Source organism: Coprococcus sp. TF11-13, assembly GCF_003481085.1.
GTDB classification, from domain to species: Bacteria; Bacillota; Clostridia; order Lachnospirales; family Lachnospiraceae; genus Coprococcus; species Coprococcus aceti.
In genome coordinates this window covers 264,458-276,722 of the sequence record NZ_QUKK01000004.1, presented here as the reverse complement: position 1 = coordinate 276,722, position 12,265 = coordinate 264,458, and the positions used below count along the sequence as shown (strand labels likewise).

Sequence of the window (12,265 nt, the reverse complement as noted above, 5' to 3'; positions counted from 1 at the left end):
AGCATCCATGTGTTCAGCCTAGTTCATAAATATGTGTCCAGGATTCTGGGTACATATCACTGTTCTCCAGCAACTACCGTTTTTTCCCGTTTCTTCTGACTTTCAATCTAAGCCAGCTTTATCCGCTCCGCCGCATCTCTTGTTATAGCAAGTCTTTTTCCCTTTGCCTTGATTATCACATTGCCAAAGTAAGACGATACGACTTGCACCTGATCTCCGGTCTCAAGCTGACATGCGCCGAACAGGGATCTGTCCGCGCAGTTCCAAGCTATCTCACCTGAGAAACCGTTTACTGCATCTGATAATGACATCATAGTAACCACCCCTTCAAAATAATTGATTTCATGAATCATCTTATGTATCAACGCACTATCCGATATACAATTTATCTTTCGTTTCTTCTATTGTCTATACAATTATAACTCTTCAGTGTCGGTGCAAGTCAATTCTAATTGTTAGTATATGGGGCTAATCTTTCTTACACCGAACTAACTTGGATACACAAAAACCCCACCGACATCCGACTTACCATCAGACATCTGTGGGGTATAATGTTCTCAATAATTATTATCTCACACCGAATTACTCGATTACCTTAAGCCATCCCTCTGGGCCTTCGATTCTGCCCATCTGGATTCCTGTAAGAGTATCATACAGCTTCTGGATAACTGGTCCCATCTTCTCCATACCGCTTGGGAAACAGATCTCCTTGCCGTGATCGTTGATCTTGCCTACAGGTGAGATAACTGCTGCTGTACCGCACAGACCGCACTCTGCAAAATCCTTAACCTCATCGAAGTATACTTCTCTCTCCTCAGCCTCAAGTCCAAGGATATCCTTTGCAACTACCATCAGTGAACGTCTTGTGATCGATGGGAGGATACTGTTTGACTTAGGTGTAACTACCTTGCCGTCCTTTGTAACAAAGATGAAGTTTGCTCCACCTGTCTCCTCAACCTTTGTTCTTGTAGCTGCATCGAGATACATATTCTCATCGAATCCCTCTTTGTGTGCTGTAACTATTGCATGAAGGCTCATTGCATAGTTAAGACCAGCCTTGATGTGTCCTGTTCCGTGAGGTGCTGCTCTATCGAAATCTGAAACCTTGATTGTGATAGGCTTTGCACCGCCCTTGAAGTAAGGACCAACTGGTGTTGTGAGGATTCTGAACTGATACTCGTCTGCCGGCTTAACACCTATAACTGGATTTGAACCGAACATATATGGTCTGATATATAATGTAGCACCTGATCCGTAAGGTGGTACATAATCAATATTTGCCTTTACTGTATCTACTATTGCCTGTACAAATCTATCCTCTGGGAAAGGTGGCATCTCAAGTCTTCTTGCTGAGTCTGCCATTCTGCTTGCGTTGAGGTCAGGACGGAAACATACAACACGACCATCCTCTGTTCTGTAAGCCTTCATTCCCTCGAAAACTGTCTGAGCGTACTGAAGAACACCTGCGCACTCGTTTAATACTACGTTAGGATCCTCTGTGAGTGTACCCTCATCCCATGCTCCATCCTTATAATTTGCTACAAATCTCTTATCCGTCTGAACATAGCCAAATCCAAGGTTTGCCCAATCGATATTCTTCTTATCCATATCTACATCTTCCTTTCACTTTAGCTTGTGCTTTTTTGTATGTGTCTGTTATATCACATTATTTCGCCTTTTTCCATATGTATATTTAACATTTGCTTGAAAAATTAAGGTTTTTCTTCCAAAAACGGCTAATTTTTTCATGTTACAATGTACAATTTGATGATTTTCCCAAGTTACAAGCTTTCCTACTTCAACTTATTACCCTCTGAGAAAGCATCGCCAACCCTGTCGCCGAGTGCAAAATATCCATGTCCGATGGTGTCAAACACGATCGGATGGAACTCTTCATATGTGATCTCGCCGTCATCGCCCAGGATACGGTCGTCTGCAACAACATTTACAATCTCGCCGAGGAACTTGTCCCCGTCTATGATCTCCTTGAGCTTGCACTCCATTGTCAGTGAAAGCTCGTTGATGACTGGAGCATTTACAAACTCGCTCTTTCTGGTTGTAAAACCAGCCTTCTTCATCTTGTCTGGCTCGTCATTTGCCGACACGATTCCCACATAGTCACAGGCTGCCACATGCTCTGCATCAGCAATGGCAACTGTGAAAGCTTTGTTCAGCTTTATATTCTCGGTAGTCTTATGACTTCCAAGGTCAAATATGATCTCATTTGCTCCGACTATTCCGCCCCATGCCGCATTCATGACATTTGCATTGCCATCGGCATCGTATGTTCCGATCATCATGACCGGCTGTGGCACCAGCATAGGTTTTGCACCAAGATTCTTACTCATATTATCTGCCTCCTTAATTTGAAGAAACTTACCATTCTATTTTATGACTACTGCCATCTAAGGGCAATATTTTTCTGGCTAAAATATTATTCCCCACATGCATATAAGCACCGCCAGGAACAGCACATTTGCAAATGTGAAATACGCCAGATATCTTCCTCTGGCACCCTTGTCCTGTCTCGCCACATATTTGAATGAGATCAGACTCGCCATAGATGCTATCAAAGTTCCAAGTCCGCCGAGATTGGTACCGACTATCAGGTCTGTGTACCTGTCTGTAAATCCTGACAGCAATACTGCAGCCGGAACATTGCTTATGACCTGACTGGCAAGGACCGAAGTTATCACCTCATGCCCACCAAGCACCTTCTCTACAAATGTCCTAAATCCATCGATTCTTCCCATATTTCCGATAAACACGAAGAATCCCACAAATGTGAATATCAGCGAATAGTCTACCTTCAGCAGCAATCTTCTCTGGCATATAAGGACTACCACAAGCACTACCGCAAATGTCACCCAGTATGGGACGATCCGCGCCACGGTGAGCAGCGACAGCACAAATAGTATGCTATATATACCCACCAGCTTCCTGTTCACCTGTATATCACTGCCTGAAAGTCTGATCTCAAGCTGCCTGTTTTTTCCTTTCATGCATACTATGACACATATTACAAGAAGCGCTGCCGATGCCACTGTATATGGCAGCATAAGCAATACAAACCTGCCTGCGCTGATCCCTGCAAGTCCGTACAGATACAGGTTCTGCGGATTGCCTATGGGTGTCAGCATACTGCCAAGGTTCGCAGCTATGGTCTGGAGGGTTATCACCGGCACCATCCATCTGGTGAGTACTTCCTCCCCTGCCATACCAAGGACCGTGAGTGTCATCGGTACAAATGTTATGAGCGACACATCATTTGTGATAAACATGCTGAAAAAGAAACACATGAATATCAGGACAATTGTCACCGTCCGGAGCGAACCCATACGATTTATCATACTTTTCGCTATGATGCCAAACATCCCCTGCTGTGAAAATCCCGCGACCACTGTCATAAGACAGAAAAGTATCGCAAGTGTCCTGAAATCTATGTAGTCCACATACGCGCTGTCCGGAGGCACGATAAATGCCGATATCACCGCCAGCAGAAGTGCCACGGTGAGCACTGTCTCTTTGCGGACAAATTCTCCGATTTTCTTTATACCCCCGATCATGGTCTGAATGTCCTGAGTGCCTCTATAGTCTTGGTGATCAATTCATCAAGTGACCAACCAAGCATATCTGCACCTCTTTCGATGACCTCCCTGGAGCATCCCGCAGCAAATCCCTTGCTCTTGTATTTCTTCTTAACTGACTTGAGTTCCAGATCTTGAACACTCTTTGATGGTCTCATAAGTGTAACCGCTCCGATAAGTCCTGTAAGCTCGTCCACAGCATAGAGAACCTTCTCCATCTCATGTTCTGGTTTTATGTCAACCGTGATACCATAGCCATGGCTTGCCGTCGCATGTATGATCCTCTCGTCAACACCGTGCTCTCTCATGATCTCCTGGGACTTGATGCAATGCTGCTCAGGATACTGTTCAAAGTCCAGATCGTGAAGCAGTCCGACTATTCCCCAGAACTCTTCCTCATCGCCATAACCAAGTTCCCTTGCAAAATACCTCATGGTTCCCTCTACGATCTGTGCATGCTCCAGATGAAACTCATCCTTGTTGTACTCTGTGAGTAATTCCCACGCTTCTTCTCTTGTCATCTTTTTATTCTCCTCGTATTATATAGTAGTAAATTTATTTCCTTGCATATCTCTTCATTTTTTGCAGAAAAAATTCACACGCCTCTGATTCTGTTTCAAACAAATTCAATCCCATATCTATCTAAGCAGTGCAGGTCTGCACACACGTGCCGACATCTGTTCCTTAAGTTCTGTGATCTTTGCGGCACACGTCGTCAAATTCGCCGCAGCATTTTCAGGCTTCATCGCCGTTCTCACCTGCTCCGAATCACTGTCATCTATACCAAGCACATTGTTCACTGCGTAACACTCATTGAACAATCCTTCTTTGACGCAGTTCTCCGCACCATCCCCAAGACATCCTCCTATGGCGATCACATATTTGCCGTGTTTCTTTGCAAGCTTTGCGACTCCCAATGGGGTCTTGCCCATCATGGTCTGGGCATCTATCCTGCCCTCACCGGTTATGACAGTATCTGCCCACTCTACATCCGCCTCAAGCCCTATCTCTGACAGAACTATATCTATTCCCGGCATAAGTTTTCCACCTAGGAACATGAGAAACGCATATCCAAGTCCGCCCGCAGCGCCAGCACCCGGAGTGTTTCTGTCAGACTTTCCCTCAGCTGATCTTTCCACAACGTCAGCATAGTTTTTCATGTAGCCATCCATGATTTCCACCGTCTCCGCATCTGCACCCTTCTGCGGTGCAAATACACGGCTGCACCCTAGCTCCCCCACAAGGGGATTAGTCACGTCACAGGCGATACTAAATGTACAGCGTGATAGTCTGTATGCAAAGTCATCATCATCTACACATGACTCATCGACAGCACCTGCACCAGATATCGCAGCAGTGCCTACAATTGGCGTATCGACAGGATCTGCTACAGCCAGCTCTGATGAATTCTTACGGACAAGCATCTTCCCTGGAATAACAATCCTTTCAAGGACTCCAAGCCCCTCTGCCCCATATGGCACCTCATGACCATTCACGTCAAGACAGGAAAATCCAAGAGCCTGAAGCATTCCTATCCCGCCGTCATTCGTTGCACTACCACCTATCCCGATGATAAAACGCTCACATCCCTTTGAAACAGCATCATTTATCATCTCACCGACACCATATGTAGTCGTATGCATCGGATCTCTCCGGTTCTCCGGAACAAGTGGAAGCCCCGCCGCCGCTGCCATCTCCATGACAGCAGTTCGCCCGTCTGCGGCATTATATATTGTATATTCCGCAGTGATCCTATCACCAAGCGGTCCGGTCACATAACATCGCTCTCTGCTGACACCATCTCTTCCATATATAAGAGCATCAGTAGTGCCCTCTCCGCCATCAGCCACAGGACGTACCCTGACCTCTGTATCCGGCAATATTGACTTTATTCCTTTTTTTATGGCATTCCCCGCTTCAAGACTCGTCATGCTTCCCTTGAAAGAGTCAACCGCCACAAGTATCTTCTTCATAATAACTCCTGTCTGTATACTGAAGCACCAGCCATCCATCTTTGTACATGGCTGAAGCTTCACATCGCCTTTGTATATTATAATACCATCTGCAATTTTTGCACACCAAAAGTGGGGCGTATACAAAACTGTTGTTATGTTCTGTATACGCCCCGTTGTTCAAAAGGATGTAATTAAGCTATTTTACTTTAACTGATTTCGCCTTGCTCCACGCAGAGTAAAATGTCACTGACTTTCCATTTATCTTTACTGTCTTGTAGGTTCTCACACGTACATAGTATGTCTTTCTACTCGCAAGCTTCTTGACACTTGTTCTGATCGTCTTGTTCTTGCTTACAGTCTTTACCTTTGTGCCACTTCTGAAATTCTTATTTGCACAATACTGTAACTGGTAACCCGTTGTCTGTGTCATCTGCTTGTTCCATCTGACTGTCATGCTGCCCTTGCCGGACGCAGTCGCAGCAATGGTGGTTCCCTTCGGATTTATGGTGAAATACATTGTCTTCGAATCCTTATATTTATTTCCGCACAATGTGACCTTGACCGAATATTTTCCTACATTTTTTCTCCCCGCACTGTAGGTGGCCTTGTAATCCTTATTCTTTGTCAGAATATTCCCAGCGGCATCTTTTACTGTAACCGCCGGTGTTCTGACCTTTCCATTATATACATACGAAGCCGCATTAAGCTTAATTGTAGACACCTTGGATATTCTGGATGTCGAAAGCTTTTTGCCGCATGACCTACACGTTGTGGTGATGACGCCAGCCTTCGACATTGTTGCTTTTGTTGTCACAGTGTTCACCTTTGTGGCGTGCTTACATACGGTCGTCTTTGCTGTGAGGACGCCAGACGCGGCATTACTATACACCACGTAAGTGTTCTGTATATATTCAAGCTCACCGGATACCTTGTAACCCTGTGACAACATATACTCATTGCTGTAATACTGGTCTCTTGTAAATGAAACATTGTCTTCTGACTTCTCCACCATATAATATGATGACACATTTCCATACTTGTCTGTCACATCGCCAAGTACACCTGCTATGTCATATTTGAAATATGCATAATCTTTGTAGTTATTATCTATTGAATTATATAAAAATACACACTTATCGCCCGTCTTCTCCTCAATGTACACATATGCAGGTGAAGAGGATCTTAAAGAATATCCGGCAACAGATTCTTGTGTATCGGTGTATCCACACTCCTCAGCGTTGAATGTACCCTCTGTAGTCTTCAGCTCATGCATATAATACTTTCCATCGTTTCCTGGTATAGGCATGAGCTCATACTCTGTATATATACGCACATTCTCTGCCTTTATCGTTCCATCTGGATTATACTCGGTACGCACCCCCTCCGTCACAGTATACAATTTCTTATCATCAGCTTTTTTGTACACCTGACAAATGTCACCTTCACCGCTCAGATCAATCTCTATGCTCTGTATCTGCTCATAGTTCATTCTGGTTGCCTGTGTCTTCTGAAGACCTGTCAAACCATTTACAGCAAAACAATCTGCAACCGTTGTGTTCATGGCCAGAACAAGGTTGCCATCCGTCTTTCCCGCAAATGCGTGTACCTCAGCATTTCCGCTTATCTTGAAGTATGATCTTGTTCCCTCCGGCTGTAAAACTATTGCGTCAGTTGACTTCTGCTTCTCGTTGACATACAATTTACCGTCACCAACGATTTCCACAGAACCGCCATATCCATCTCCCCATGCATACAATGCACTTACATGACTCGTTCCCACGAGCTTGATCTTAAAATCATCGCCCATCATATTGGTAACGACCCTGTAATCCGGCAAATTACAATTGGTGAGTGTCAAAGTGTTCGTACTCTTGTCATACACCGCACCTTTGGCACTGGTAGTTGTTCCTGCCTGCGGAGTCCTGAAGCTGTACACATATATCGCTTCGTTATTATCCGGATTGTAGAACTCAACATATGCAAAGCTCCACTCCTCATCCTCACACGGGCCATTGTTTGCGGCCATCGCCGCGACACCGCCTACCGTCAGAATAAAAATAAACGACAGCAGAAATGTCAATCTCCTGAAATGCTTCATAGTCATTCCCCCTTCTATGATATTCTTCGTCTACAGGTAAGTAACTCACCTGTTGTTTTATGTCATAGATTATAGTCATCTGCTGTCGTTTTCATAACGTTACATATGTCTCAATATGTGCTATATATTCAATTTTACATTCGTTTATCACTTTTATCTAATCCATATGTGTATTTTCAATCTGGCACACTTATACTTCCATAGCAATCAACTCTCACGCAATCATCATTCCTCATGCCATCCATAATAATACTGAATAAGGCCTACTCTGGTCTTCGTTCCAGTCTTCTCATTCATGGAAGATATATGCCTATATAGGGATGCCCTTGATATGTACAGCTCATCCGCTATATCCTGTACACTGCCATCAGATACAAGCAGCTTCTGCAACACCTCCCGCTCACGTCCAGTGAGGTGATGAGCATCTGCAAAGCATTCAAAATCAACCTCAACTCTTGCGTTAGAATTCTCCGCCGATTTCGTCACTTTTTCTTCATCATATCGTCTATATTGTTCCTTCTGTAGATTTTCAAGCACAAATACCGCAATGCTTATAAGTACGAGCAACAATATGACCACTACACTCATAACCATGATTCCGGGTGAATCTATCAGCATATATGATATTATTCCCACAATACCCGCACCAATGTTGTTGACTGCCCTTCCGGCACCAGGCCAAAGCGCTGACCAACGCATTCCATAGGATACATTTATGAATCCTGTCGTGAAATACACTACGAAGAATCCGGCTGCAAGATAGAATACAATCAGACCTATGATAAATGCCCCTCCAAACTCTATGATAAGCATGGCTATAACGGACAACACTGTAACGCAGTACATCATCTGATTCATAAAGCGCTGATCTTTTATATCAAACAAGAAGCCTGCTGCAACTCCGCTTAATGCGAGAAACAACCTTGGCCATTGCCCCACATCTGCCCCGCCCTCAGCGTGGACAACGGTCACAACATTATCCAGTGCGGAAAATATAAACGTCATAAGAAGAACAACCATCACAAGCGCCACAGCCACCGATCCGCTATCAGGAGTTGTTTCGTCACATTTTTCTTTGCAATCCGTTTTGTTCCGCTCATCTACCATGTATGTGTCCACTTCCGCTTCTGCGTATTCATCTCTGGCCAGAAAAAGTATCACTGCAAGTGCCACTATGGCCAGCGAGAACATAACCATACGCAGGATCACACTGTCTATAAGATTATAATTGATATACTGCAGAAGCAGTCCAAGTGCATATGAAATTCCCACAATTACCGTAAGATGCTTTCTATCCGTATAATCGCGGCTCACATCGTGATACACGCGTCCTCCCATAACACCACACACAATAAAGAATATAATTCCATATAACAGTATCAATTTGCCGGAACACAGTATTATCGCTGCGAGCGCGGCAACCTCCACTATATTCAAAGTAATAATTATTATCTGTTTGATTTTGCTGCCGACATATCTCTCAATCAGTGCATATATGAATAGTCCCACCGCACTGGCCAGCAGTATCACGCTCTGATACAACAGAACACTTCTGGCATCCACAAACTCCGCAGCCCCGCTGTCGAAGAAGAATTCCATACCCAGAAATACAAAGCTGAACAGAGCCAGCGAGATCACACTTCTGATATGCGCCGGTTCAAAGCCTTTTTCATTATTATTTATTTTTTCAACATCCACTGATCTTTCCCCTGACATATATGGTCATCTCCTGTTTATTCTGTATTAAAGATAATATAGCGCTGAATTTTTGTCAAAATATAAAGTATGCTAATTCATAACACCTATATCCCTTGGAATATCAATGTGATTGAATCGAAGAAGGACGCCCCCCAAAAGGCGTCCTTGCTATATTAATTATTATCTATGCATTTTCCGTACCGTCATCTTCTCTCTGACACTTTCTTATATACACAGCAAATCTCACAGATGCGGTGAGTGCTATCACAATCCATGTAAATATATTCGTATACCACACTCCCCAGAATCCCATCTTTAACACATACATCAGTATCAGTGCAAATACTATCCTTCCTCCCACCTCAAGAGCACCATTCAGCATGGAGAACACCACATCCCCCATTCCATTTAATGCGCCTCTCATGGTATATATCGTTCCAAGTGCAATATACATACTTCCGGATATCACAAGTCCCTTTGCGCCAAGCCTTATGACATTCTCCTCCGTCACGAAAAATCCCACAACATTTTCCCTGAAAACTGCTACCAGACAGAACAATGCTGCGCCAAGAGCCAGCGTGATGAGCTCTGTCTGCCATACCGCTCTGCGCACCCTTTCGTACTTGCGTGCGCCACAGTTCTGTCCTGCAAATGTAGACAATGCAAGTCCCAGAGAACTAAACGGCTGGAATATGATTCCCTCAACCTTTCCTGTTGCAGTATATGCAGCCATGACCTCCGGACCATATCCATTTATAAGGGTCTGCAGTATTGAGCAGGATATTGATATCATGGAAGTCTGAACCGCCATTGGTATACCGATACTGAAATCTTCCTTCATTATATCTCTGTCAAACTTGAAATGGCCTCTCTTCAGTCTGAAATAGGGATTGGTTTTCACCGCATAACATATAGAGCCAACGCTAGACAGGATCTGACTGAGAACCGTTGCATATGCGGCACCGGCAACGCCCATATCCATGTATATGACAAACACTATATCAAGCACAACATTTATGGCAGAAGCAACCATGAGAAATATAAGTGGGGTCTTTGAATCCCCAAGTGCCCTTAGCACAGCAGAAATTCCGTTATAAATAGCCACCGCTATCGTAAATCCACAGGTGATCCTCATGTATGTATATGCGTAGTCAAATGTCTCTGCAGGGGTCTTCATGAGCCTTATAATAGGCCCCGCAAAGCAATATCCCAGTATACTCATGAGTGCACCAACCGCCAATATGACAAACAATGCATTTGCTATGGCTTTTTTTACCTGCTCTTCTTTCTTCGCTCCAAAATATCTTGATATGACAACACCTATTCCAGATGCCATTCCATTGCACAAAGAAAAAAACAGGAAACTGATCATTCCAACTGATCCCACACCGCCAAGCGCATTTGCCCCTAGATGACGACCAACCACTATCGAATCGACCAGGCTGTATACCTGCTGAAATAGATTGCCTATAAGCAGCGGAACTGAGAACTTCATGATCAGTTTCATACTGCTTCCCTCTGTCATATCCATAACATATTCTTTTTTGTTCAATACCTTTTCCACTATGTTTGCTCCTTGTATATATTTAGATTATCCATGATATACAAACTCATGAATCACCTTGCCGATTTTCATAGCAGCACCATCCGTATTGTAATCCCTGTGTATTAACCCATATGCCTCATCATAACATAAGTTATGCTAAGGTCAAGAAGCTAAATGGCTAATCTTCTATATACTCAACATAATCTCTTTCATCAGCGAAAAGCTGGTACTCTCCGTCCACATATCCCATATACCCTTCCGAAACAAAATATCCTTTTATCATAGTGCCACCTCCTGAACTCTTTTACTACCAAATATACCTTAATATGGCTCTATCTTATCTTGTCAAGTGTCCAAAAAAGCGTACACCAAGCCTCTTTACATTCCACAAGTACCGACGCAAATCCGGGCTTGAAGATAAGTGATACGACATATATAATGTATATAATTTTGAAAAATTTCTGCCATATAAACATGGCACCAAGGAGGAAATATGTACTACGGCGCACTTGAAGCCGGTGGCACCAAGATGGTTTGTGCCATAGGCGATGCAGACAAGAATATAATAGACAGAATATCCATACCGACGGGCACACCTGACCAGTCCGTGCCTGCCATGATAGATTACTTTAAGAAATATGACATATCCGCTCTCGGAATCGGTACATTTGGCCCGGCCGACGTCAATCCTAATTCCCCTACCTACGGCTCCATCATGAGGAGTCCCAAGAAAGCTTGGGAGGGATTCAGCCTTTACAAAGCATTTACAGATGCGCTTAGCTGCCTGGTTGTGGTGGACACAGACGTAAACGCAGCAGCCTGGGGTGAATACCTGTACGGAGCACTGAAAGGACTCAACTCGGGAATGTACCTCACTGTTGGAACCGGCATCGGCGGCGGTATAATATCTGATGGCAGACTCATTCACGGCATGGAACACCCGGAGACAGGCCACATTCTCATCCCTAGACGAACCGGCGATGATATACCATGTACCTGCCGATTCCACCAGAGCTGTGTAGAGGGTCTTGCATCCGGCCCTATGCTTGAGCGCAGAACCGGAATGAAAGGCAAAGACATCCCAGCCGACTCACCGGTATGGGATCTTGAAGCATTTTATATAGCTGAGGCACTGGTCAACTACACCATGTGCTACTCAGTTGAGAGGATCGTCCTTGGCGGCGGAGTCATGGACAACAAATTCCTGTTCCCTATGATCCGCAATTACTACACTGAACTGCTGTCGGGTTACATCGACATGCCACAGGTCAAGGACACCGACACATACATTGTTCCCGCAGGGCTCGAGGGAAATCAGGGCATCATAGGTGCTATGAACCTGTTCTGATACACACATTTGTCCACAAAAAAACAGTTTCAC

The 12,265-nt window shown here is 44.3% G+C and carries 10 protein-coding genes; 1 reads left to right on the top strand and 9 read right to left on the bottom strand.

Going from position 1 to position 12,265, the window contains the following annotated elements:
• Positions 1–107 precede the first annotated feature (107 nt).
• The 9 genes from DXD11_RS09180 to DXD11_RS09140 all read right to left on the bottom strand — a co-directional run bounded on the left by DXD11_RS09180 (position 108) and on the right by DXD11_RS09140 (position 10,902).
• Positions 108–314, bottom strand: coding sequence for a FeoA domain-containing protein (locus DXD11_RS09180; protein ID WP_055147308.1), 207 nt, complete (start codon positions 312–314; stop codon positions 108–110).
• Between the two features lie 268 nt (positions 315–582).
• Positions 583–1,608 (bottom strand): branched-chain amino acid aminotransferase, encoded by a 1,026-nt coding sequence (locus DXD11_RS09175; protein WP_004853734.1) that lies wholly within the window; start codon positions 1,606–1,608, stop codon positions 583–585.
• A 185-nt stretch (positions 1,609–1,793) separates the two neighbouring features.
• Positions 1,794–2,348 carry a flavin reductase family protein gene (locus DXD11_RS09170; protein WP_015533453.1) on the bottom strand — a complete coding sequence of 185 codons (555 nt, stop codon included), beginning with the start codon at positions 2,346–2,348 and terminating at the stop codon, positions 1,794–1,796.
• Between the two features lie 78 nt (positions 2,349–2,426).
• Positions 2,427–3,566 (bottom strand): SLC13 family permease, encoded by a 1,140-nt coding sequence (locus tag DXD11_RS09165; RefSeq protein ID WP_118017636.1) that lies wholly within the window; start codon positions 3,564–3,566, stop codon positions 2,427–2,429.
• Entirely contained in the window at positions 3,563–4,108 is a 546-nt protein-coding gene (locus tag DXD11_RS09160) for a domain HDIG (protein ID WP_022216309.1), read from the bottom strand. The genes DXD11_RS09165 and DXD11_RS09160 overlap by 4 nt, the downstream gene beginning before the upstream one ends.
• A gap of 117 nt (positions 4,109–4,225) precedes the next feature.
• Entirely contained in the window at positions 4,226–5,560 is a 1,335-nt protein-coding gene (locus DXD11_RS09155) for a glycerate kinase family protein (protein WP_158564589.1), read from the bottom strand.
• A gap of 178 nt (positions 5,561–5,738) precedes the next feature.
• Entirely contained in the window at positions 5,739–7,640 is a 1,902-nt protein-coding gene (locus tag DXD11_RS09150) for a fibronectin type III domain-containing protein (protein WP_158564590.1), read from the bottom strand.
• 225 nt (positions 7,641–7,865) lie between these two features.
• Complete coding sequence (locus DXD11_RS09145; protein ID WP_118758246.1) at positions 7,866–9,356, bottom strand: helix-turn-helix domain-containing protein; 1,491 nt, start codon at positions 9,354–9,356, stop codon at positions 7,866–7,868.
• Between the two features lie 166 nt (positions 9,357–9,522).
• Entirely contained in the window at positions 9,523–10,902 is a 1,380-nt protein-coding gene (locus DXD11_RS09140; RefSeq protein WP_243105847.1) for an MATE family efflux transporter, read from the bottom strand.
• Between the two features lie 475 nt (positions 10,903–11,377).
• Between DXD11_RS09140 and DXD11_RS09135 the strand changes: the two genes are divergently transcribed.
• Positions 11,378–12,232: an ROK family protein gene (locus tag DXD11_RS09135; protein WP_117551266.1), complete on the top strand. Its 855-nt coding sequence runs from the start codon at positions 11,378–11,380 to the stop codon at positions 12,230–12,232.
• Positions 12,233–12,265 lie beyond the last annotated feature (33 nt).